This is a genomic window from Streptomyces sp. CC228A, assembly GCF_021390935.1.
Taxonomy (GTDB): domain Bacteria; phylum Actinomycetota; class Actinomycetes; order Streptomycetales; family Streptomycetaceae; genus Streptomyces.
The window spans coordinates 238,354-261,805 of sequence record NZ_JAJPUI010000003.1 but is presented as its reverse complement, the minus strand read 5'-3'; the positions used below and the strand labels follow the sequence as shown (position 1 = coordinate 261,805).

At 74.0% G+C, this 23,452-nt stretch carries 17 protein-coding genes and 3 tRNA genes; 13 read left to right on the top strand and 7 right to left on the bottom strand.

Annotation, left to right across the window (positions count from 1 at the left end; all coding sequences use genetic code 11):
* Window positions 1–329 precede the first annotated feature (329 nt).
* The 5 genes from L6E17_RS11105 (at window position 330) to L6E17_RS11085 (ending at window position 7,235) form a co-directional block, all read left to right on the top strand.
* Window positions 330–2,216, top strand: a complete 1,887-nt coding sequence (locus L6E17_RS11105) for a WD40 repeat domain-containing protein (protein WP_236240610.1) — start codon at window positions 330–332, stop codon at window positions 2,214–2,216.
* On the top strand, window positions 2,213–3,478 hold the full coding sequence (locus tag L6E17_RS11100; protein ID WP_236240609.1) for an MFS transporter: 1,266 nt from the start codon (window positions 2,213–2,215) through the stop codon (window positions 3,476–3,478). The genes L6E17_RS11105 and L6E17_RS11100 overlap by 4 nt, the downstream gene beginning before the upstream one ends.
* Window positions 3,479–3,830: 352 nt before the next feature.
* Complete coding sequence (gene ribA / locus L6E17_RS11095; protein ID WP_236240885.1) at window positions 3,831–4,415, top strand: GTP cyclohydrolase II; 585 nt, start codon at window positions 3,831–3,833, stop codon at window positions 4,413–4,415.
* Window positions 4,412–6,139, top strand: a complete 1,728-nt coding sequence (locus L6E17_RS11090) for a WD40 repeat domain-containing protein (RefSeq protein ID WP_236240608.1) — start codon at window positions 4,412–4,414, stop codon at window positions 6,137–6,139. The genes ribA and L6E17_RS11090 overlap by 4 nt, the downstream gene beginning before the upstream one ends.
* A 151-nt stretch (window positions 6,140–6,290) precedes the next feature.
* Window positions 6,291–7,235 (top strand): SUMF1/EgtB/PvdO family nonheme iron enzyme, encoded by a 945-nt coding sequence (locus tag L6E17_RS11085; RefSeq protein WP_308315865.1) that lies wholly within the window; start codon window positions 6,291–6,293, stop codon window positions 7,233–7,235.
* A gap of 13 nt (window positions 7,236–7,248) precedes the next feature.
* Here L6E17_RS11085 and L6E17_RS11080 read toward each other — a convergent pair whose 3' ends face one another.
* The gene (locus L6E17_RS11080; RefSeq protein WP_236240607.1) at window positions 7,249–7,953 is read right to left on the bottom strand and encodes an aquaporin; all 705 of its coding nucleotides are present in this window, start codon (window positions 7,951–7,953) and stop codon (window positions 7,249–7,251) included.
* Between the two features lie 289 nt (window positions 7,954–8,242).
* On the opposite strand from L6E17_RS11080, the gene L6E17_RS11075 reads away from it, so the two are divergent.
* The 5 genes from L6E17_RS11075 to L6E17_RS11055 all read left to right on the top strand — a co-directional run bounded on the left by L6E17_RS11075 (window position 8,243) and on the right by L6E17_RS11055 (window position 15,515).
* Complete coding sequence (locus tag L6E17_RS11075; protein WP_236240606.1) at window positions 8,243–9,004, top strand: sirohydrochlorin chelatase; 762 nt, start codon at window positions 8,243–8,245, stop codon at window positions 9,002–9,004.
* On the top strand, window positions 9,001–10,497 hold the full coding sequence (locus L6E17_RS11070) for a deoxyguanosinetriphosphate triphosphohydrolase (RefSeq protein ID WP_374109046.1): 1,497 nt from the start codon (window positions 9,001–9,003) through the stop codon (window positions 10,495–10,497). The genes L6E17_RS11075 and L6E17_RS11070 overlap by 4 nt, the downstream gene beginning before the upstream one ends.
* A gap of 152 nt (window positions 10,498–10,649) precedes the next feature.
* Complete coding sequence (locus L6E17_RS11065) at window positions 10,650–11,927, top strand: FAD-dependent oxidoreductase (RefSeq protein ID WP_236240605.1); 1,278 nt, start codon at window positions 10,650–10,652, stop codon at window positions 11,925–11,927.
* 40 nt (window positions 11,928–11,967) lie between these two features.
* On the top strand, window positions 11,968–13,887 hold the full coding sequence (gene dnaG, locus L6E17_RS11060) for a DNA primase (protein ID WP_236240604.1): 1,920 nt from the start codon (window positions 11,968–11,970) through the stop codon (window positions 13,885–13,887).
* A gap of 557 nt (window positions 13,888–14,444) precedes the next feature.
* Complete coding sequence (locus L6E17_RS11055) at window positions 14,445–15,515, top strand: RNA polymerase sigma factor (protein WP_236240883.1); 1,071 nt, start codon at window positions 14,445–14,447, stop codon at window positions 15,513–15,515.
* A gap of 9 nt (window positions 15,516–15,524) precedes the next feature.
* On the opposite strand, the gene L6E17_RS11050 is transcribed toward L6E17_RS11055, so the two are convergent.
* The 5 genes from L6E17_RS11050 to L6E17_RS11030 all read right to left on the bottom strand — a co-directional run bounded on the left by L6E17_RS11050 (window position 15,525) and on the right by L6E17_RS11030 (window position 21,558).
* Window positions 15,525–15,755 (bottom strand): hypothetical protein, encoded by a 231-nt coding sequence (locus L6E17_RS11050; RefSeq protein WP_236240603.1) that lies wholly within the window; start codon window positions 15,753–15,755, stop codon window positions 15,525–15,527.
* A gap of 44 nt (window positions 15,756–15,799) precedes the next feature.
* Entirely contained in the window at window positions 15,800–17,731 is a 1,932-nt protein-coding gene (locus L6E17_RS11045) for an ABC transporter ATP-binding protein (protein WP_236240602.1), read from the bottom strand.
* Entirely contained in the window at window positions 17,731–19,464 is a 1,734-nt protein-coding gene (locus tag L6E17_RS11040; protein WP_236240601.1) for an ABC transporter ATP-binding protein, read from the bottom strand. Before L6E17_RS11040 ends, L6E17_RS11045 begins: the two co-directional genes overlap by 1 nt.
* Before the next feature lie 294 nt (window positions 19,465–19,758).
* Complete coding sequence (locus L6E17_RS11035) at window positions 19,759–21,198, bottom strand: FGGY-family carbohydrate kinase (protein ID WP_236240600.1); 1,440 nt, start codon at window positions 21,196–21,198, stop codon at window positions 19,759–19,761.
* 60 nt (window positions 21,199–21,258) lie between these two features.
* A complete protein-coding gene (locus tag L6E17_RS11030) occupies window positions 21,259–21,558 on the bottom strand; it encodes a YtxH domain-containing protein (protein WP_236240599.1) in 300 nt (99 codons plus the stop codon).
* Between the two features lie 180 nt (window positions 21,559–21,738).
* Here L6E17_RS11030 and L6E17_RS11025 point away from each other — a divergent pair.
* The 3 genes from L6E17_RS11025 (at window position 21,739) to L6E17_RS11015 (ending at window position 22,177) form a co-directional block, all read left to right on the top strand.
* Window positions 21,739–21,811 (top strand) — tRNA-Asn (locus tag L6E17_RS11025).
* Between the two features lie 5 nt (window positions 21,812–21,816).
* Window positions 21,817–21,889: transfer RNA gene (locus L6E17_RS11020), tRNA-Asn, on the top strand.
* Window positions 21,890–22,100: 211 nt separating this feature from the next.
* Window positions 22,101–22,177: transfer RNA gene (locus L6E17_RS11015), tRNA-Ile, on the top strand.
* 630 nt (window positions 22,178–22,807) lie between these two features.
* On the opposite strand, the gene L6E17_RS11010 is transcribed toward L6E17_RS11015, so the two are convergent.
* Window positions 22,808–23,452: a hypothetical protein gene (locus L6E17_RS11010; protein ID WP_236240598.1), complete on the bottom strand. Its 645-nt coding sequence runs from the start codon at window positions 23,450–23,452 to the stop codon at window positions 22,808–22,810.

The window sequence follows — 23,452 nt, the reverse complement described above, 5'->3', positions numbered from 1 at the left end:
GTAACGCCATGATCCGCAAGCCGGTTCGCCGCGGTGTGAGCTCCCGCAAGTCCGTCATCAGCTGATCCGTCACCGCGCCGGCCGGGCCGGCACTTCCGGGTGCCGGCCCGTGACCTGCCCGTGCGACTCACGAGAGGAGGAAAGGCCATGGTGCGCAAGCCGGTTCGTCGGGGCGTCAGCTCCCGCAAGGCGGCCTTCTGATCATGAACCACTGATCAGAGTCCCGCGCGTGGCGGGCACGGCGGACTCCGCGGTGCCCGCCACGCCGCTTTCCCGTCAGGTCCCTGCACACGAGTGCGCCCCCACCACACCCATATGAGGAGCCAGACATGGAACTGACCGACCGCGTCGTGCGGATCGAGTACGTGCCGGAGGCCGGACTCCTGGCCGCCGACGTGACGGGCCGCATCCACCTGCTCGACGGGGACCTGCGGGTCGTCAGGTCGTCGCCGGCGCCCACGGGCACCGTGGTCGCAGGACACGCCCCCGTCTACACGGTCACCGCCTCCGGGCCGTGGGTGGTCGGCCGGGACAAGCGGGGCACGCTGCTGCGGTGGCGGCTGGACACCCTGGACCTCGTCGACGTCCTCGACGCGGACCACACCGCCGACCACGCGGAGCTGATGGAGGGCGAGGAGCCCTCCCCGGTGATGAGCCGCGGCATCACGGTCCACCGGGGCAAGGTCTACGTCAACAACGGCTACCGGCAGATGGCCGTCCTCGACCTGGAGACGTTCGCCGTCGAGCGCGTCGAGCCGTCGTTCGCCGAGCACGTGCCCCTGGAGTGGTTCTGCCAGGACCACCCGGACGTGGACGCCGCCTCCGACAAGGCCGGCCGGGTCTTCCTCGGCGACCTGGAGAGCCTCGACTTCCCCACCGTGGTGCGCGCCGACGGCGGCAACATCCACCGCATCCTCTACGACCCGCTGCACCACCGGTTCTGGGCCACCCAGGACGACGGGACCGACGAGAACGACAACATCGCCAACGGCGTCCTCACCCTCGACGCCCAGGGCACCATCACCCACCAGGTGCTGCTGGCCCGCGACGACGTCGAGTTCCTCGCCTTCTCCCCGGACCACCGCACCGTCTACGTCGGCGGTTTCGACGGTGTCCTGCACCTGCTGGACAACACCGCCCCGGAGCCCAGGATCGCCGACACCGTCACCGGCTTCTCCCACCAGCTCACCGACTTCACCGTCGGCGACGACGGCACGCTCTACACCCTGACGCAGGACGGCGACATCCGCCGGCTCAGCGCCGACGGCCGCGAGGTCCTCGCCCGCGCCCCCTTCCGCCGCCAGTGCGTGTGGGACATCCGGCAGTCCGCCGACGACCCGGCGGAGCTGTACGCCGCGACCGACGACGGCGTCGCCGTGCTGTCCGTCGCCACCGACCCGGTCGGCGAGCCCCGCGTCGCCGTGCGCGACCACCTGGAGCACGGCATGGGCTTCACCCGCCGCGTGGTGCCGCTGCCGGGCGGCTGGGCCGGTGTCACCCGCGACCGGTGGGTGTTCCGCGCGACCCGCACCGGCGAGGTGCTGTGGCGCCACCGCGTGCCCGCCCTCCCCCACACCGTCTCCGGGTCACCCGACCACAGCCGGCTGCTGGCCTGCCACAACGACGGCGTGGACGAGATCGACGCCGCCACCGGCGAGGTCGTCGCGCGCCTCGACATCGGGCGGGCGTCCGCGTGGGCCGGCTGCTACCTGCCGGGCGGGGAGCGGGTCGTCGCCTCCAGCACCGGGCTCGTCACCGCCTTCGCCGCCGACCGGCAGGAGGTGCTGTGGGAGCTGGACACCACCGAGTACCCCAAGCGCATGTGGGCGGAGGACGCCGACACGCTCATCGTCAGCGGCGAGAACGGCCTGAAGCGGATCTCCGTCACCGAGCGGAAGGTCACCCACCGCTGGACCGAGCTCCTCGACAACACCGTCGAGAACGGCGTGCTGCTGCCCGACCGGGTGTACGCCGTGTCCTACGGCGCCCAGCTCGGCGTCTACGAGCGGGAGTCCACCGAGATCCTGGGCCTCGTCGAGGACCTGCCGGACTTCGCCAAGGCCGTCGCCGCGGTGCCGTTCGAGGACGGCCACGTGCTCCTCGTCGGCGGCCGGGGCGGCTGGATCCGGGTGTTCCGCACGGGCGGCGAGGCCGGCAAGGCCCCGCTGACCCGCGTCCGGGACCTGCTCCTGCCCCGGCAGAGGACCACGCCGTGACCGGTGGGGACGGCGGGACGGCCGCCACGGAGGCCCGGCCGTCCCCCTGGCGGGACCGGAGGTTCCGGATCTTCGCCGTCGGCAACGTCGTCAACAACATCGGTGAGGCCGTCTACACGGTGGCCCTCCCGCTGTTCGTCTACGAGCGCACCGGCTCGCTCGCAGTGATGGCGATGCTGGCCGTGCTCACCCCCGCCACGCTGCTGCTGGCCCCGCTGCTCGGAGCCGTCGTCGACCGGTACGGCGCCCGGGTGCTGGTGGTGCCCGGGCTGCTGGTCCAGGCGGCCGCCGCCATCGCCCTGAACCTCACCGGACTCGCCGAGGACGCCCCCGTCTGGCCGCTGTTCGTCTTCGGCGCGCTCGTGCAGATCGGCGGCGCCGGCTACCGGATGGGCTGGATGACCGGCGTGGCCCACATGTTCCCCGACAACCCGGTCCGCTCCCGGGCGAGCCTCGGCAGCCTCTACACCGTCACCAACGTCGTCGGGCCGCTCCTGGTCAGCCTCGCCCTGCTGTGGGTCGGCTACGCCGGGCTGCTCTGGTTCAACGTGCTGACGTTCTTCGCGCCCATCGCCGTGTGGCTCATGGGGATCCACCCCCCGCGCCGGGCGGCCCCCGGCAGCGGGGGCGTGGTGCGGGGACTGGTGGACGGCGGGCGGGTCATGCTCGCCACGCCCGTGCTGCTGCACGCGATCCTCGTGTTCGTCCCCATGCTGCTGGTCGGCACCACCGGCACGATGACCCTGTCGCTGTTCCGGCTCCAGGACGACTGGCAGCTGTCGCCGCAGAGCGTGGGCCTGGTGCTGGTGGCGGTGCGGATCGCCGGCGTCCTCGGGACGGTCCTGGTGTCCGAGCGCAAGACCTTCCCGTTCCGCGCGATCGTGCTCGTCGGCACGGTCGGCATGGGCGTGGCACTGCTGCTGATGGCGTCCGGTTCGCTGGTCGTCTTCGTCGGCGCGATGGTCGTCATGTTCGGGTTCCAGAGCGCGCTCAGCGTCGCCAGCGACCTGATGGTCTTCCAGTTCGTGCCGGCCGACGCCCTGGGCCGCGTGGGCGGCATCGTCGACCTCGTCCTGGGCCTGCCCGTCCTGGCCGGCCCGCTCGTCGTGCCCGCGCTCGCCGACCTGCTCGGCGGCTCCGCCACCTTCGCCGTCTTCGGCTGCGTCCAGCTCGCCGGCCTGCTGTGGCTGTGGCGCACCTGGCGGCAGTGGGCGCCGAAAGCCCCGCAGACCCCGTCACGAGAGGAGGCCGTCACGCCATGAGCGACGGCATGAGCCGGGCGCGCACCCCGCACCCGGCCGACGAAGAGGCGGCAGGCGGCCCGCGCCCCGGCCGCGGCCCCGCCGAGGGCCCCGCCCCGGCAGGCCCGCCGGTCCGCACCGGGACCGCCGCCCCGCCCGGAAGCCCGGCCGCCGCGGCCCCGCCGCCGGTCCCGCTCCGGCCGCCGCCGGTCCCGCTCCGGCCGCCGCCGCGGCCCCCGCCACCGGGGCCGACGCCCCGTCTGCCGCGGCCCCCGCCGCCGGTGCGGCCGCCGCCGCGGCACCGGCCGCCGGGTCCCCGGAGACCGCTGCCGCGGACGGCGCCGTAACCGTCCGCGCCCGCGTTCCCGTCACCCTGCACCGGGCCGGCGGCCGCACCGCGGAACTGCTGAGCTTCGCCGGGCTGCCCGACGGCAAGGAGCACGTGGCGGTGGTGGTGGCCGGCGCCCGCCGCGGCACCCCCCTCGTCCGGCTGCACAGCGAGTGCCTGACGGGCGACGTCTTCGGCTCGGCGCGCTGCGACTGCGGCCCCCAGCTGGAAGAGGCGCTGCTCGCCGTCGCCGACGAGGGCGGCGCGGTGCTGTACCTGCGCCAGGAGGGCCGGGGCATCGGGCTGTACAACAAGCTCGACGCGTACGTCCTCCAGGACGACGGCAACGACACCTTCCAGGCCAACCGGCTCCTGGGCCGGGGCGAGGACGAACGCGACTACACCGCGGCCGCCGCCATGCTCCGGGCGATCGGGCTGCCCCGCATCCGCCTGCTGACCAACAACCCCGACAAGGCCCGGCAGTTGCGCGACCTCGGCATCGACGTGGCGCAGACCGTCCCCACCGGGGTCTACCTGACCGGTGAGAACGGCCGCTACCTGGACGCCAAGGCCCGGCACGCCGGTCACACCCTGCCCCTGACGAACGACTTGGAGGCGTCTCTCCTATGATCCGCCACAACGGACCCATCAGCGGCGTCGCGGCTTTCGACGGACGCCTCGTGGCCACCGCCGGATACGACAACCAGCTCGTGCTGTGGGACGCCGGCACCCGCCGCGCGCTCGCCCGCGCCGTCCACGACCACCTCGCCAACCAGGTCGCCTTCAGCCCGGACGGGCGGCACCTCGTCAGCTCGTCGAGCGACTACACCGCCCGCCTGTGGTCGGTGCCGGACCTCAAGCTGCTGGCCGTGCTGTCCGACCAGCAGGACGACGTGGAGATGTCGGCCTTCCACCCCTCGAAGGACCTCATCGCGACGGCGTCCCGCGACCACCGGGTCAGGGTCTACGACTTCACCGGCGCGCTGCTGCACACCTTCACCGGCCACACCGCCGACGTGATCTCCGTGGAGTGGGCCGCGGGCGGCGACGCCGACGAGCTCGTGTCCTCCAGCGACGACGGCACCGTCAAGCGCTGGTCCCTGCGCACCGGCGGCCTCGTCGACGACATCGACCTGGGCGGCATCGAGACGGATACCATCGCCGTGGCGCCCGACGGAGTCGTGTACGCCGGCAACGACGAGGGCGAGATCGTCGTCCTCTCCGAAGGCGGCACCGCCACCCACCACGCCCATGACGCGGGCATCAAGCGGCTGGTGCTGGACGCCGCCCAGGGCCTGCTGGTCAGCCTCAGCTACGACCGCACGCTGCGCATCTGGGACGTGAGCGGCGAGCCCCGGCCGGTGGCCTCCGCGGCGTTCCCCGCCGACGTGTGGCCGCGGTCCTGCGCCTTCCTCGACGGCGACACCCTGGCGTTCGCCACGTTCGGCTCGTCGTACGCGGTCTACCGCATCGCGGACGGCGTGTGGGAGCTCGACCACGTCGAGCCGACGCACGGCGTCAACGCCGTCACCGCGCACGAGGGCCGCACCCTCACCATCGGCGACGCCGGCATCCTGCGCACCGACGGCAGCCCGACCGCCGAGACGGGCAGCCTGTGCAACTTCCTCACCCCGGTCGGCGGGCGGGTCTTCAGCGGCGGGCAGCTGGGCACGGTCTTCGACGCGCTGACCGGCGAGGCCCTGCACCAGCACCGCTCGCCCCTCAACTGCGGGGCCGCCTTCACCCGCGACGGCGTGCCGCACGTGGTGGTCGGCGCCTACACCGGCGAGGGCCTGGTGTTCTCGGTCCACCCGGACGGCACCGTCAAGCACGAGGCGACGCTGCCGCTGCACACCGGCGCCGTGAAGGGCGTCGCCGTCTCCGGTGACCTCATCTTCGCCGTGTGCGCGGACGCGGCCGCCTCCTGGTTCTCCGTACGGGACTTCACCGAACTGCACCGCGTCGAGGCCGCCCACGACCGGATCGCCAACGGCTGCGCGCCGCTGCCCGGCGGCCGCTTCGCCAGCGTCAGCCGGGACCGCCGGCTGCGGCTGTGGGACGGCCCCGAGGCCGCGGTGCACCCCACGCCGCACGACCACTCGGTGAAGTGCGTCAGCACCTCGCCCGACGGCCGCTACGTCGCGACCGGGTCCTACAGCGGGGCGGTCTGCGTCTTCGACACCCGCACCGGCACGTGGCCGGTGGCGCTGCGGCCCACCACGGCCGGCGTCTCCTCGCTGTGCCACGACCCCGCGAGGGGCGTCTTCCTGGCCGGCTCGTACGACGGCCGGGTCTACGACGTGCCGGTGCCGGCGGCCGGCGACGCCGACGGGAGCGGGGAGGCCCGGCCGTGAGCAGAGGCGCAGCCGAGGGCGGCGGCGGTGCGGTCGGCGGCGGGACGGCCGGGAGCGGCACGGCGGCCGGACGGGACGGGGCGGCGGCACCGCCGGGAGGGCGGGTGCGCCCGCCGGCCCGGGGCAGCCGGCCAAGACGAACCCGAACCTGGTGACCGACCGGGCGGCGATGGGGCTGCCGGACTCCTTCGTCCGCCGCGAGTCCGACCCCGTCGTCCGCCACCGCGAGCTCCTCGCCGAGGACCCCGAGACGCTGGCCGTGATCGTCTCGTCCCCGCAGGAGGGCCAGTGCCGCCGCCACGCCGCGGGCACGGTGCTGAGCCTGGTGGGCGACCCCCGCATCCGCGTCCTCGACCCGGAGATGCTCGACATCCCGGCGGCGCGGGTGACGCTCGGCCTGCCGCCGGAGCGGGTGGCCGAGGTGACCGACCGCTGGAGCCACGTCGGCGTCGTCGAGGAGTGGATCGCGAAGGAGAGCCCGCCCTACGAGGCGGACATCGCGGCCTTCCGCATCGCCCGCTACCCGGTCACCAATGACGAGTACCGCGCGTTCCTCGAAGACACCCACGAGACCTGGCTGCCCCGGTCGTGGCCGTTCGGCGTCTTTCCGTGGGCGCTGTCCAACCACCCGGTGTGGGGCGTGCCGCCCGAGGCCGCCGACGCGTACGCGGCGTGGCTGTCGCGGCGCACCGGCCGGCGCTTCCGGCTGCCGACCGAGGCCGAGTGGGAGTACGCGGCCTCGGGCGGCGACGGGCGCGAGTTCCCCTGGGGCGAGACCTTCCGGCCGGAGTGCGCCAACACCGTGGAGGGCGGCCCGCTGACGACCACGCCGGTGGGCGTCTACGCGCCGGGCCGCAGCCCGTTCGGCCTCGACGACGTGGCGGGCAACGTGGAGGAGTTCGTCGCCGACGAGTACCGGCCCTACCCAGGGGGCGCCCCCGCGGCCGACGACCTGCTGAAGGCCCACGGCTCCTACCGGGTGGCGCGCGGCGGCAGCTTCACCCGCTACGGCGACCTGACCCGGTGCCGCAGGCGGCACGGCTGGTACGACAAGGCCATCTACGCCATCGGCTTCCGGCTGGCCGAGACGCCCTGACGCCCCGACCGCCTCATGCCGCCGCCCGGTTCCGGCCGAACAGGGCGGCGGCCAGGGCGATGCCGAGCGCGGCGCCGAGCAACTGGGCGGCGACGAAGCCCGGGAGGGACGCCGGGGCGATCCCGGTGAAGGAGTCGGTGAGGGAACGGCCCACCGTGGCGGCGGGGTTGGCGAACGACCCGGACGACGTGCACCAGATCGCGGCGGCGATGTACGCGGCGACCGCGAGCGGCGCCAGCCGGGCCCGGCCGCTGCGGTCGAGCCCCACGACCAGCACGACCATGCCGGCGGTGGCGAGGATCTCGCCCATCAGCAGGTGCTCGGCGCCCCGCACCTGCGTGGCCCACCCGCCGGGCGCCCGCCCGTACATGGCCTCCGCGAGCAGCGCCCCGGCGACGGCCCCGACGAGCTGCGCGGAGACGTACGAGACCACCTCGCGCACCGGCAGCGCGGCCCCGGAGCGGCGCCGCGCCCACCAGGCGCAGAGCGTGACGACCGGGTTGAGGTGGCCGCCGGAGACGGGCCCCAGCAGCGCGATGAGCAGGCCGAGCGCCGTCGCGGAAGCGAGCGAGTTGGCCAGCAGCCGCACCCCGACGTCCTCGCTCAGCCCGCCCGCCTGGATGCCGGAGCCGACGACGGCGGCCACGAGCGCGGCCGTGCCGACGAGCTCGGCGAGCACCCGCCGGGGCAACCCGGTGGTCGCGATGGTCCCTCCCAACGAACCCTCCCGTACTCCACTGCCCTCGTGCCGCGCCCAGGCATCGACGTCGCAACGGAAAATATATTCCACGTTTCGGAATGTCGTGACCGGGTAGAAGTGGCCATCCTCGGGGCGCGGCCCCGGGCCGTCCGACCGCCCCGTACCTGGCAGCCCCCTCGCCCGCGGCGTGAGCCGGGCCCAAAACCGCCGTCACCCCCGCGCAACACCCCGGCAACGTGCCCGCGTCAGGATCGACGCACGATCCCCGCCCACCCCACCCCCGACCGGACGGAGGCGCAGGCCCCCCATGAGCCCACTGCACCGGCCTGCCGGCCCGCCCGCACTGATCGCCGTCGCGCACGGCAGCCGCGACCCGCGGGCCGTGCCCACCGTGACCGCGCTCCTCGACCGGGTCCGCGCACTGCGGCCCGGCCTGACCGTGCGGCTCGGCCACATCGAGCTGAACGAACCCCTGCTCACCGACACCCTGGACGCCCTGCCCGACGGCTCCGACGCGGTCCTCGTCCCGCTCCTCTTCGCGCCCGGCCACCACGTCACCCACGACCTGCCGCAGGCCGCCGCCGCCGCGGCGCCGCGGATACGCGCCCGGGTCGCCGCCCCGCTCGGTGCCCACCCGCTCGTCGTCGACGCGCTGAGGGACCGCCTCACCGAGGCCGGCTGGCGGCCCCCGCCCGCCGCGGGCGGGGTCGTCCTCGCCGCCGCCGGGTCCCGCCACCCGGGCTCCGCGGCCGTCACCCGCCGCCTCGCCGCGCGGCTGAGCCTCCGCCTCGACGGCGTCCCGGTCCTCGCCGCGTACGCCTCCGCCGCCGCGCCCACCGTGCCCGAAGCCGTCCGGGAACTGGCCGCCCGGGGCCGTACCGACATCGCCGTGGCCTCCTGCTTCACCGCGCCCGGCCTGTTCGCCACCCGCAGCGCCGCCGCGGCGCCCGGCCCCGCCGCCGCCCCCATCGGCCCGCACCCGGCCCTCGCCCGGCTCGTCCTGCGGCGCTACGACGAGGCCGCGGGCCGCGCGACGGCTCCCGTCCCGGAGGCGTACGCGTCCGCCTGACCCGCCGCACGCTTCACTGTCACCCCGCGGGGTTACCTTCCAAGCATGGACGGCATGGAAGGCACGACCCACACCAACCCCCGACCCCCACCAACCCCGCGACACCCACCACCCCAGGGACCCCCACCGGCCCCGCGACACCCACCACCCCAGGGACCCCCACCGGCCCCGCGACCCGTGCGGCCGCTGCCCCGCACGCGTACCCGGCGGACGACGGCGGCTACGACCCCGCGGCGACCGAGCGCTGGGCACCGGAGCCCGACAAGCGCCCCGGCCGCACCGCCTTCCAGCGGGACCGCGCCCGCGTCCTGCACTCCGCCGCGCTGCGCCGCCTCGCGGGGAAGACGCAGGTCGTCACCCCCGGCACCAGGAGCCCCGCCTGGGACGCCAGCCCCCGCACCCGGCTCACCCACTCCCTCGAATGCGCCCAGGTCGGCCGCGAGCTCGGCGCCGCGCTCGGCTGCGACCCCGACCTCGTCGAGGCCGCCTGCCTGTCCCACGACATGGGCCACCCGCCGTTCGGGCACAACGGCGAGCAGGCGCTCAACGAGTTCGCCGAGGACTGCGGCGGCTTCGAGGGCAACGCCCAGTCGCTGCGCCTGCTCACCCGGATCGAGCCCAAGCGGTTCGTGCCGGACCCCGCGACCGGGGAGCCGGTCAGCGTCGGGCTCAACCTCACCCGCGCCGCCCTCGACGCCGCCACCAAGTACCCGTGGCCGCGCGGCGCCCACCCCACCGACCCGCACTCCCCGAAGTTCGGGGTCTACGACGACGACCTGCCCGTCTTCCAGTGGGTCCGCCAGAGCGCCCCCGCCGGACGTGTCTGCTTCGAGGCCCAGGTCATGGACTGGTCCGACGACGTGGCGTACTCCGTGCACGACTTCGAGGACGGCCTGCACGCCGGCCACATCGACCCGAACCTCCTCCTCGCGGAGCCCGAGCGGGCCGACATCTGGGCCTGCGCCATCGGCCGGTACGTACCGTCCGGCACCGACCCGCAGGAACTCGCCGAGGCCCTCGACCGGCTCATCGACCAGGAGTGGTGGCCGCACGGCTACGACGGCACCGCCATGGCCCAGGCCCGGCTGAAGGACGCCACCAGCCAGCTCATCGGCCGGTTCTGCCTCGCCGCCGAGACCGCCACCCGCCAGGCGTACGGCCCCGGCCGCCTCACCCGCTACGGCGCCCGGCTCGTCGTGCCCCGCGAGACCCGCAACGAATGCGCCGTCCTCAAGGCCGTCGCCGACCGGTACGTCATGCAGCGCGCCGAGCAGGAGGCGCTCCGCGCCGACCAGCGCGTCGTCATCGCGGAACTCGCCGACGCGCTCACCCGCCGCGCCCCCGAGGGCCTCGACCCGCAGTTCCGCGCCCTGTTCGACGCCGCGCCCGACGAGCGCGCACGCACCCGCGTCGTCATCGACCAGATCGCGTCGCTCACCGACGCCGCCGCCCGCGCCCTGCACGCCCGGCTCACCGCGCCACACGCCCGGTAGCCCCCGCTCCCGGACATGTCCCTCTTCCCTGACCACCCGCCGTGCGGGACCCTCCTGAGGGCGCCACGGCCGCCGCGGCCACGACCGCGACGGCGGCACCGCGGCGTAGCGTGGACAGGGACGTTCCGTGCATTCCGGGTAGGAGGCAACAAGTGGTCGACGCAGATGAGACCTTCGTCATCGTCGGCGGGGGGCTGGCCGGCGCCAAGGCGGCGGAGACCCTCCGGGCCGAGGGGTTCGCCGGCCGCGTCATCCTCATCGGTGACGAACGCGACCACCCGTACGAACGCCCGCCGCTCTCCAAGGGCTACCTGACCGGCAAGGACCCGCGCGACAGCGCCTTCGTCCACCCGCCCGCCTGGTACGCGCAGGCCGACATCGAACTCCACCTCGGCCAGCCGGTCACCGCCGTCGACCGCGACCACAAGGCCGTCCGCCTCGCCGACGGCACGACCATCCACTACGACAAGCTGCTGCTCGCCACCGGCGCCGCACCGCGCCCCCTCGACGTCCCCGGCAGCGACCTCACCGGCGTCCACCAGCTGCGCCGCCTCTCCCACGCCGACCGGCTGCAGGGGGTCCTCGCGGCCCTCGGCCGGGACAACGGCCACCTCGTCGTCGCCGGGGCCGGCTGGATCGGCCTGGAGGTCGCCGCCGCCGCCCGCGGCTACGGCGCCGAGGTGACCGTCGTGGAGCCCGAGCCCACCCCGCTCCACCAGGCCGTCGGCCCCGAGCTCGGCCAGGTCTTCGCCGACCTGCACGCCGAGCACGGCGTCCGCTTCCGGTTCGGCACCCGGCTCACCGAGATCACCGGCCAGGACGGCATGGTGCTCGCCGCCCGCACCGACGACGGCGAGGAGCACCCCGCGCACGCCGTGCTCGCCGCGGTCGGCGCCGTCCCCAACACCGCCCTCGCCGAGACCGCCGGCCTGGCGCTCGTGGACCGCGCCCACGGCGGCGGCATCGCCGTCGACGCCTCCCTGCGCACCTCCGACCCGGACATCTTCGCCGCCGGCGACGCGGCCGCCGCCCACCACCCGCTCTTCGGCGTCCGGCTCCGCGTCGAGCACTGGGCCAACGCCCTCAACGGCGGGCCGGCCGCCGCCCGGGCCATGCTCGGCCAGGACGTGTCCTACGACCGGGTCCCGTACTTCTTCACCGACCAGTACGACCTGGGCATGGAGTACTCCGGCTGGGCACCCCCCGGCTCCTACGACCAGGTCGTCCTGCGCGGCGACGTCGCCAAGCGGCAGTTCGTCGCGTTCTGGCTGAAGGACCGGCGGGTCCTCGCCGGGATGAACGTGAACGTGTGGGACGTCACAGAACCCGTCCAGGACCTCATCAGGTCCCGCCGGCCCGTGGACCCCGACGCCCTCGCCGACCCCGGAACCCCGCTCGATGCCGTCCCGCACCGGCCGGAGCAGGACTGAGCGCCCGCCCCACCCGTTCGGGTCCCCGTAGAATCACCGCGTGGCAGGCAGGATCAACGATGACGACGTGAAGGCGGTACGGGACGCCGTGCCCATCGACGCCGTCGTGTCCGAGTACCTCCAGCTGCGCAACGCCGGCGGCGGCAACCTCAAGGGCCTGTGCCCCTTCCACGACGAGAAGTCCCCCTCCTTCCAGGTCAGCCCCAGCAAGGGTCTCTTCCACTGCTTCGGCTGCCAGGAGGGCGGGGACACCATCGCCTTCGTGATGAAGATCGACCACCTCTCCTTCTCGGAGACGGTCGAGCGGCTCGCCGCCCGCGCCGGGATCACCCTCCGCTACGAGGAGGGCGGCTACAACCCCGTCCAGCAGCGCGGCGAGCGCATCCGCCTCATCGAGGCCCACAAGGCAGCCGCCCGGTACTACGCGGAGCAGCTCGACGGCGCGGAAGCCGAGGTGGGGCGCCGCTTCCTCGCCGAGCGCGGCTTCGACCAGGCCGCCGCCCGGCACTTCGGCGTCGGCTACAGCCCCGCCGGCTGGGACCACCTCACCCGCTACCTGCGCGGCCAGGGCTTCTCCGACAAGGAACTGCTCCTCTCCGGCCTCGCCCAGGAGAGCCGCGGCGGCAAACCCATCGACCGGTTCCGGGGCCGCCTCATGTGGCCCATCCGGGACGTCGGCGGCGACGTCGTCGGCTTCGGCGCCCGCCGGCTCCGCGACGACGACACCGGACCCAAGTACCTCAACACGCCCGAGACGCCGATCTACCGCAAGTCGCAGGTCCTCTACGGCATCGACCAGGCCAAGAAGGAGATCGCCAAGACCAGCCGCGCCGTCGTCGTGGAGGGCTACACCGATGTCATGGCCTGCCACCTCGCCGGGGTCACCACCGCCATCGCCACCTGCGGGACCGCCTTCGGCGGCGACCACATCAAGATCCTCCGCCGGCTCCTCATGGACAACGGCTCGGCGCGGGTGATCTTCACCTTCGACGGCGACGCGGCCGGCCAGAAGGCCGCGCTGCGGGCCTTCGAGGACGACCAGAAGTTCGCCGCGGAGACGTACATCGCCATCGCCCCGGACGGCATGGACCCCTGCGAACTGCGGCTCGCCAAGGGCGACGAGGCGGTACGGGAGCTGGCGGAGCCCCGCGTCCCGCTGTTCGAGTTCGCGCTGCGCCAGATCGTGAACCGGTACGACCTGGACACCCCGGCCGGCCGCGCCGCCGCCCTCGACGAGGCGGCCCCCATCGTGGCCCGCATCAAGAACATCGCCTCACAGCACGAGGTGGCCGTCGAACTCGCCGGCATGCTCGGCATCCTCGACACCCAGTTCGTCGTCAAGCGCGTCGCCCAACTGGCCCGCTGGTCCCGCGACAAGGGCGGGAGGCCGCCGCAGCCGACCGGAGGACCCCGGCAGGCGGGCGGGCCCCGGCAGGCCGCGCACCCCCCGCAGGGGCAGTCCGTCACCGGCCCGCCGCTGAACCTGCGCAGCCCCGCCCACCGCACGGAGCGGGAGCTGCTGAAGCTCGCCCTCCAGTACCCGGCGCTGGTGTCGCCGGCGTTCGACGCGTACGGCGCCGACGAGTTCACCGCCCCGCCCTACACCGCGGTCCGCCAGACCATCGCCGAGGCAGGCGGCGCCGCCCAGGGCGTCGACGACACCCCCGGCTACCTGGCCCGGGTCCGCGAGGCCGCTCCCGACGACCGCGTGCGCGCGATGGTGACGGAGCTGGCCGTCGAGGCCGTCCTCGCCCGCACCGTCGACGAGGCCTACGCCGGCGAGCAGTTGGTGCAGGTCCGCCTCCGCGCCGTGGACCGCCGCATCCTGGAGGTGCAGAGCTCGCTGACCCGGCTCGGCTCCCACGCCGACCCGCAGCACCTGGCCGGCGTGCAGAACGAACTGTGGGTCCTCCAGCAGTACGCCCAGTCCCTGCGCACCCACGGCGCCTCGGCGCTGTAGCCGGACCCGGCCGGGCGCCGGCGGGCGCGCGCCGTCACGCGACGGTCGCAAAAAGTGGGCGCACAACCCTCGTGGCGGCGATGTGTCGTACCCCACACTGGGGGCGGTTCCTGAGACCGCCGCCCCCGGGAGGTCGCCCCCGTGCAGACCCAGACCGTGAGCTCCGTGGCCGTCACCGTGCCGAAGCAGCCCGACGCGGCGGACGACCTGCCCGACGGCATCCCCGCCGCCTTACCCGGCGCACTCGCCCTGGACCCGAGGCCTGCCGCGCCCCCGCAGGCGGGGGACGCCCCGGCCCCGGCGTTCACCACGGTGCCGGCGGAGACCGCGGGCACGACGGAGGCCGCGGACCCGGCGGGGGTCCCGGACGCGGGGAGTCCCCGGCCCGCGGGGCCCTGGAACGGGCGGTCGCCCCCGACCCGGCGGAGATCCCCCCGGCCCACGGTGAGGCCCCTGACGCGGGGGTGGGCCTCGGCCCGGCTCTGGGTGAGACCCCTGACGTGGGGGAGGCCCTCGGCCCGGCGGACCTGGCCCCGGCCCCTGGTGAGGCCCGTGACGTGGGGGAGGCCCTCGCCCCGGCGGGGGCCGTGGAGGCAGAGGAGGACGTGGACCCGGCAGAGGCCCTGGGACAGGCGGACGCCCCCGACCCGGCGGACGCCCCCGACCCGGCGGACGCTCCGCAGAGCCGGACCGCGGTCGGCGGCGGTACGGGCGGCGGCCCCTCCTCCGACCTGCTCCGCCAGTACCTGCGGGAGATCGGCCGCGTCCCGCTGCTGTCCGCCGAGGAGGAGGTGGAGCTGGCCCGCCGCGTGGAGGCCGGGCTCTTCGCCGAGGAGAAGCTGGCCCGCACCCCCGACCTGGACTCGCGGCTCGCCGGCGACCTGGACGCGCTGGTCGTGCTCGGCCGCATGGCCAAGCGCCGCCTCATCGAGGCGAACCTGCGCCTGGTCGTCTCCGTCGCCAAGCGGTACGTGGGCCGCGGCCTGACCATGCTCGACCTCGTGCAGGAGGGCAACCTGGGGCTGATCCGGGCCGTCGAGAAGTTCGACTACACCCGCGGCTACAAGTTCTCCACCTACGCCACCTGGTGGATCCGCCAGGCCATGTCGCGGGCCCTGGCCGACCAGGCCCGCACCATCCGCGTCCCCGTCCACGTCGTCGAGCTGATCAACCGGGTCGTCCGCACGCAGCGCCGCCTCCTCCAGGAACGCGGCGAGGAGCCCACCACCGACGAGGTCGCCGCCCTCCTCGACCTGCCGCCCGAGCGGATCACCGAGGTACTGCGGCTGGCGCAGGAACCGATCTCCCTGCACGCCCCCGTCGGCGAGGAGGAGGACGTCGCGCTCGGCGACCTCATCGAGGACGGCGACGCGGCATCCCCCGCGGAGTCCGCCGCGTTCCTGCTGCTCCGCCAGCACCTGGACGCCGTGCTGTCCACGCTGGGCGAGCGCGAACGCAAGGTCGTCCAGCTGCGCTACGGCCTCGCCGACGGCCGGCCCCGCACCCTGGAGGAGATCGGCTGCCTCTTCGGTGTGACGCGCGAGCGCATCCGCCAGATCGAGTCGAAGACCCTCGGCAAGCTGCGGGACCACGCCTTCGCGGAGCAGCTGCGCGGCTACCTCGACTGAGCGCACCCGCTAACGCGCAGCCTCCTTCCCCGTGCCAGAACGGCCGAGGGTCGCAGGGAGCCCCAGGCCCGAGGCCGGCCCCGGCGCGATGCCGAGCGGCAGGCGGTCCGAGGCCGCGCCCAGGACGATCCCCGCCGAGACCCCCATCGGCAGTGCCACGGTGAAACCCCACTGCCGCTCGCCCCCGGAATCGTCCGGACGTCCCTCGGCCGCAGCAGAGCCGCTGCCGTTGTCGCTCATGTCCTCCCCTGCCGTCGTCGGATCGGGCCCCTGGCCCGAGGGACTCAGTCGACCTCGGCCACCGCCTGCGCGAACTGCGCCGCGTACAGGCGCGCATACGCCCCCTCGGCCGCCAGCAGCTCTGCGTGCGTACCCTGCTCGACTATGGAGCCGTCCTCCATCACCAGGATGACGTCCGCGTCCCGGATCGTGGAGAGCCGGTGTGCGATGACGAAGCTGGTGCGGCCGTGGGCGAGCCGGGCCATCGCCTTCTGGATCAGGACCTCGGTCCGCGTGTCCACGGAACTCGTCGCCTCGTCCAGGACCAGGATCACCGGGTCCGAGAGGAAGGCCCGCGCAATGGTGATCAACTGCTTCTCGCCGGCGCTGACCCCCGCCCCGTCGTCGATGACCGTGTCGTACCCGTCGGGCAGGGTGCGTATGAACCGGTCGGCGTGCGCCGCCCTGGCCGCCGCCTCGACCTCCTCCCGGGTCACCTCGCGGCCGGGGGCCGCGCCGTAGGCGATGTTCTCCGCGATCGTGCCGCCGAACAGCCATGTGTCCTGCAGGACCATGCCGATCGACGACCGCAGCTCCTCCCGGGACATCCGGGCCACGTCGACCCCGTCGAGGAGGATCCGGCCGCCCGTCACCTCGTAGAACCGCATCAGCAGGTTGACGAGCGTGGTCTTGCCCGCCCCCGTCGGCCCCACGACGGCCACCGTCTGACCCGGCGCCACCTCCAGCGACAGCCCCTCGATCAGCGGCCGGTCCGGCTCGTAGCGGAACGACACCTTCTCCAGCGCCACCGCGCCGCGCACCTCCGCCGGCCGCTCCAGGGCCGGGGACCCGGGCTGCTCCTGCGCGTCGAGCAGCTCGAAGACCCGCTCCGCGGACGCGACACCGGACTGCACCAGGTTCGCCATCGACGCGACCTGCGTCAGCGGCATCGAGAACTGCCGCGAGTACTGGATGAACGCCTGGACGTCACCGATGGACAGGGCCCCCGACGCCACCCGCAGCCCGCCGACCACCGCCACCAGCACATAGTTGATGTTCGACACGAAGAACATCAGCGGCTGCATCAGCCCGCTGTTGAACTGCGCCCGGAAGCCCGCCTCGTACAGCGCGTCGTTGTGCTCGCGGAACTCCGCGGCGGCCTCCTCCTGCCGCCCGAACACCTTCACCAGCGTGTGCCCGGTGAACATCTCCTCCACATGGCCGCTGACCTTGCCGGTGGCCTGCCACTGCGCCACGAACTGCGGCTGCGACCGCTTGCCGACCCGGGCCGCGACGACCACCGACAACGGCACGGTGACCAGCGCGACCAGCGCCAGCAGCGGTGATATCCAGAACATCATCACCAGCACGCCGATGATGGTGAGCAGCGAGTTGATCAACTGGCCCAGCGTCTGCTGCAGGGTCTGCCCGATGTTGTCGATGTCGTTCGTCGTCCGGCTCAGCACCTCGCCGCGCTGGGCCTGGTCGAAGTACGACAGCGGCAGCCGCTCCAGCTTCGCCTGCACGTCCTCCCGCATCCGCTGCACCGTGCGGTTGATCACCCGGACCGACAGCCGCGTCGACACCAGCATCAGCAGCCCGGCCGCCACGTACACGACGAGCACGAGCAGCAGGATGTCCCGCACGGCCCCGAAGTCGATGCCCTGCCCGGGCACGAAGTCCACCGCCGCCAGCATGTCCGCCAGGCCGTCGTCGCCGCGGGCCCGCAGCGCCTCCAGCGCCTGCTCCTTGCTCGCGCCGTCGGGCATCTCCCGGCCGACCACGCCGGCGAACACGAGGTCCGTGGCGCGGCCCAGCACCCAGGGCCCCACCACCGACAGCGCGACGCTCGCCACCACCGCGAGGATCAGCACCCACAGCGTGGCCTTCTCCGGCGCGAACCGCCGCAGCAGCCGTTTGCCCGAGCCCTTGAAGTCCATGGACCGCTGGTCGGGGCCGCCTCCGGCCATCATCATCCGTCCGCCAGGACCGGCCATCAGACAGCCTCCGCCTCGGTCAGCTGGGAGAGGACGATCTCCCGGTACGTCTCACTGGTCTCCATCAGCTCGTGGTGGCGTCCCGCCCCCACTACCCGGCCCTCGTCGAGGACGAGGATGCGGTCGGCGTCCCGGATGGTCGACACCCGCTGCGCCACGATCACCACGGTCGCCTCGGCCGTCTCCCGCGCGAGCGCGGCCCTCAGCCGCGCGTCCGTCTCGTAGTCGAGCGCCGAGAACGAGTCGTCGAACAGGTAGATCTCGGGCCGCTGCACCAGCGTCCGCGCGATCGCGAGGCGCTGCCGCTGGCCCCCCGACACGTTCGTGCCGCCCTGCGAGACCGGGGCGTCCAGCCCGCCTTCGAGGCGCCGGACGAAGTCGGCCGCCTGCGCCACCTCCAGCGCGTGCCACAACTCCTCGTCGGTCGCGTCGGGCCGCCCGTACCGCAGGTTCGTGGCGACCGTCCCGGAGAACAGGTACGGCTTCTGCGGGACCAGGCCGACCGTCCTGGCCGTCAGCGCGGGATCGAGCCGCCGCACGTCCACACCGTCGACGAGCACCTCGCCGCTCGTCACGTCGAACAGCCGCGGCACCAGGCCGAGCAGTGTCGACTTCCCGCTGCCCGTCGAGCCGATGACCGCCGTGGTCTCGCCGGGCCTGGCGACCAGGTCGACCTCCCGCAGCACCGGCTCCTCGGCACCGGGGTGGCGGAAGCCCGCCCCCCGTATCTCCAGGTGCCCGCGGCGGCCGAGCTCCCGCACCGGCTCGGCCGGCGGCAGCACGCTGGGCTCCGTGCGCAGCACGTCCTCGATGCGCTCGGCGCACACCTCCGCACGCGGCACCATCATGAACATGAAGGTGGCCATCATCACGGCCATCACGATCTGCATCAGATACGCGAGGAACGCCGTCAGCGCCCCGATCTGCATCCCCCCGCTGTCGATCCGGTGGGCGCCGAACCAGACGACCGCCACACTGGACACGTTCACCACGGTCATCACCGTCGGGAACATCAGCGCCATCAGCCGCCCCGCGCCCATCGACACGTCGGTCAGCCGGTCGTTGGCGTCCCGGAAGCGCTCCTTCTCGTACGCGTCGCGCACGAAGGCGCGGATGACGCGGTTGCCGGTGATCTGCTCGCGCAGCACCCGGTTCACGTCGTCGAGCCGGTCCTGCATCGACCGGAACAGCGGCCGCATGCGCCGCACGATCAGGGTCACCGCGATGCCCAGCACCGGTACCACCGCCAGCAGTACCGCCGACAGCGGTACGTCCTGCCCCAGGGCCAGGACGATCCCGCCGACGCACATGATCGGCGCCGACACCACCAGGGTGAACGCCATCAGGACCAGCATCTGGACCTGCTGCACGTCATTCGTGGTGCGGGTGATCAGCGAGGGTGCCCCGAAGTGGCCGACCTCCCGCGCGGAGAACGACTGCACGCGCGCGTACAGTGCCGCCCGCACGTCCCGGCCGAGTGCCGCGGCCGTCCGCGCGCCGAAGTAGACGGCGCCGACGTTGCCCGCGACCTGGACCAGGGACACGGCGATCATCAGCGCGCCGAACCGCAGGATGTGGCCGGTGTCGCCTCGCACGACGCCGTGGTCGATGATGTCGGCGTTCAGCGTCGGCAGGTACAGGGTCGCGCATGTCTGCACCAGCTGGAGCGCCACCAGCAGAGCGATGGGCCGCTTGTACGGCCCGAGATGGTTGCGGAGTAGTTGAAGGAGCACGGTCTCACTATCGCCCGTACCCCTGACAGCGACGAGCGCGTTTTCCACAGGCGGCACGGCCGGTCATACAAATGCCGCCGGCCGCCCACCCGAGGCCGCCGCCTCGCCCGCGCCGCCGCGCCCTTCCCGCATCCCCGCGCCGCTGCCGCCCCGACGCGGGTGCCACCGGGCTGCACCGCCGCCCACCCCGACGCGCGGGCCGCCGGCCTGCCGTGACGCGGGTACCGCCCGTCCGCCGGGATACCGGCGCCGCCCGCCCGCCCCGACGCGGGTGCCGCCCGCCCCCGTGCGCCTCTACGGGGCGAACGCCCCCGGGTGGATCTGGTCGCGGGTCGCCGCGTACTGCTGGCGCACCGCCTGCCCCACCGGCCCGTCGTCGCCCGGCTCGAAGACCTGCGCCGCCGCACCCTGCCACGCCGGGGGCGCCTGGGGCGACAGCGCGCCCTGCGCCACGCCCAGCGCCCACGCCGCCTGCCGGGCCGCCCCCAGCGCCGCGTAGTCCGCCGGCTGCGGCACCACCACCTGCGCCCCGAAGACCGCCGGCGCGACGGCCTGCACCGCGGGCAGCTCCGCGGCCGCGCCGAGCAGGAAGACCCGGCGCACCTCCACCCCGCGGCCGCGCAGCACGTCCATCGCGTCCGCGAGGGAGCACAGCATGCCTTCGAACGCCGCGCGCGCCAGGTGCTCCGGCTTCATCGACTCGCGCCGCAGACCGCTGAGCGTGCCCGCGGTGTGCGGCAGCGGCGGGGTGCGCTCGCCCTCCAGATAGGGCAGCAGCACCAGGCCCGACGCGCCCGGTGTCGACTTCAGCGCCAGCGCCGACAGCTCCTCCAGGCCCTCCAGACCCAGCATCTCCGCCGTGCCGCGCAGCACCCGCACCGCGTTGGCGGTGTGCACCACCGGCAGGTGCGTCCCGGCTGCGTCCGCCAGGGAGGTGATCAGGCCGGCCGGGTCCGCCAGGGCCTCGTGGTGCACCGCCATCACCGAACCCGACGCCCCCAGCGACACCACCGCGTCGCCGATGCCGAGCCCCAGGCCCAGCGCCGCCGCCATGGTCTCCCCGGTGCCCGCCGAGATCAGCAGGCCTTCGGGCGTCATGCCCGCCGCCTCGGCCGGGCCCAGCACCTCGGGCAGCGCCACCTGGTGCCCGAGCGCGAGCTCGACCAGGTCGGGCCGGTACGCCTCGGAGGCCGCCGACCAGTAGCCCGTGCCCGAAGCGCCTCCGCGGTCCGTGGTCCGCCGCGCGGGGCGCCCCAGCAGCTGCCACACCAGCCAGTCGTGCGCCTGGAGCACCCCGGCCGTCCGCCGGGCCGCCTCCGGCTCCGTCCTGGCCAGCCAGCGGAGCTTCGCCACCGGCTGCGCCGCCTGCGGCACGCAGCCCACGGCCTGCGCCCACGCCTGCCGGCCGCCCAGGGCCTCCACCAGGTCCGCGGCCGCCACCTGCGCCCGCTTGTCGTTGCTGACGAGGGCGGCCCGCACCGGTGCGCCGTCGTGGTCCAGCGGCACGACGCAGTGCGCCTGCGTGGACACCCCGATGGCCTGCACGCCCTCCAGCAGGCCGCCGGTGGCCGCCTCACCGAGCGACAGCAGCCACGCCTGCGGGTCCACCTCGGTGGCCTTGGGGTCGACGGGGTGCGCCGCGTACCCCTGCCGCAGTACCGCGCCCGTGTCCGTGTCGCAGACCACGATGCGCGTGAAACCCGACGAACTGTCCAACCCGGCGACTATCCCCATGACGGAGATTCTGCCGCACGCGGCCGGATGTCCCGCCCGCCTCCCGAGGGCCGGGCGGCGTCAGGTGTTGCTCGTGCCCCACTCGTCGTCGGTGCCCTGGCCGCGCTCGCGCAGGGACCGCACCCGCTCCGCCATCCCCTCCGGCATGCGGTCCCCGACCTTCTCGCTCACCACGTGGTACGCCCGGCCCGCCACCTCCCGGCCGGTCTGGGCGGCCGACTCGGCGGCGTTGCGCACGGCCGGGTTCTCGGACACCCGCCGCGCGGACGTCACCAGCTTCTCGTAGCGCTCCCGGCCGGCCCTGGTTCCCAGGACGTACCCGATGGCGAGTCCCACGACGAACGTGAGCTTGTACCGCATGGCTGCCACCCTTCCGTAGTGTCGGTGCGCACCGCTGCCGCAGGCGGCCGGAAGTCGCCCCGGCAGGCCAGGGGGGAACCGATTGGCGGAGCACCCCCCTGCTTGCGCTAATGTATGTGTCGCAGCGAGCGAGCGCCCCCCGGAACGCACCGGGTGGGTACGTTCGGTGCAACGCAGCAATCCCCTGTAGCTCAATTGGCAGAGCAGCCGGCTGTTAACCGGCAGGTTACTGGTTCGAGTCCAGTCGGGGGAGCGCGATCCCCTGTAGCTCAATTGGCAGAGCATTCGGCTGTTAACCGGAGGGTTGCTGGTTCGAGTCCAGCCGGGGGAGCGGTGATGAGAGAGGGCCCTCCCGAGGGCTCTCTCTTTTTGCGTTGTCCGGCGGCTCTCCCGGCCCCGCGGGATTCCCGGTCCGCTCCGGAACCGCGCGGGCCCCGTGATCGTCCTCATGGGCGTGCGCGGCCGACCAGCCGGAGCAGGAGATCGTATGAGCGGCTATGCTGCGGCAGACGGCGCGCACAAATGTGCGCGACGCGCCGCACGGGGCGGTAGCTCAGCCGGTTAGAGCAGCGGACTCATAATCCGTCGGCCGTGGGTTCGAGTCCCACCCGCCCCACCACAGCAGAAACGCCCTGACCTGCGGGAACGCCCCTGGAGGGGTGTTTCCGTGTGCAGTGGTCGCCTCGCATCGGTACAGCGGAACGGGCGCCCCCGGCTTGTGTCACAGGGGTCGTACCTTCTTGACCTGCGGTTTTGAGTGGAGCGTGGGTGTGGAACCGCGACGATGATCCCACGGCGACCCCACAACTCCTGCGTGTGACACGCCGCACATCACGCCGAATATCTGCGCTCCTTGTTGCCTGCTGCTCGGTCCTCCTGCCTGTTGCGACGCCCGTTCCACCACCGCCACGTCCGAAGAGGTCCCGAACCGGAGACCAGCGCGCGCCGGCGGGCCTGCCGCTGGTGCCGAGGGAACCCTCGACGCGGATCGCGGCGGGTCGGGTGGTGGGGTGTACCGGGCCCAGGCCACGAGTGCCTGAGCCCGCTCATCGGATGGGGTCAGGGCGCGGAGCAGTGCTTGTACCGCAGGTACGGCCAGGTCTTCGGGCCGACCGGTCCGTCCTCGACGAGGCCTGCTCCTGGGGCTTTTCGGGCCTGTGCCGGGGTAGGCGATCAGTACCGCCGACCGGACCGGCGGCGAGAAGACCGAGGCCGAGCTTCCATCGGCTCGAGCGCAGGACGACAGTCGTCAGTTCTTGCTCTGAGCCCTGGCCAGACGGCGGGCCTTCGCGCGGCGCTCCGGTGAGGCCGGGTCCTCCACCGCGCCGGGACGCGGGCCGTTGTGGTGCACGGCGCGGCCGCGGAAGGCCCCCGTGAGCTGCGTGAAGGCCTTCGCGTCCGGCCCGACGTCGATCTGGAAATGACCCGCGGCGGCGGGGGAGAGGTCCGCACCCCAGCGCACCACACCACCGCAGTCGGCCAGGATGTCGCGGACCACCGCCTCCTGATGCGGCCACAGACCGTCACCCGCCCCGAGCAGCGCGATCGCACTGCCGGACAGGTGGTTCGACTCGTACGCGGCCCGAACGGCGCGGTCGCTGCGGTGCCCCAGGACGTCCTTGGAACTGTGCAGCGGCACCACCTCGTAGTGCCAGCGTCTCGCGACATGCAGCAGCACCGCCGACGCCTCACGGTGCAGACGGACGGTGGCGGGGGAGCCCTCGATACGGAACGAGTCGATGGCATCCGGGTCGATGACCCAGCCGTTGTCGCTGCGCCGCGCGCTCCACGTGCCGTCGGCCGCGACCGCGGACCCGGTGAGCACGCCGCCCAGCGCGGCGCCCGCGCCCAGGGCGCCGGCGGACAGGAGGACGGATCGTCGTGTCAGTGTCAT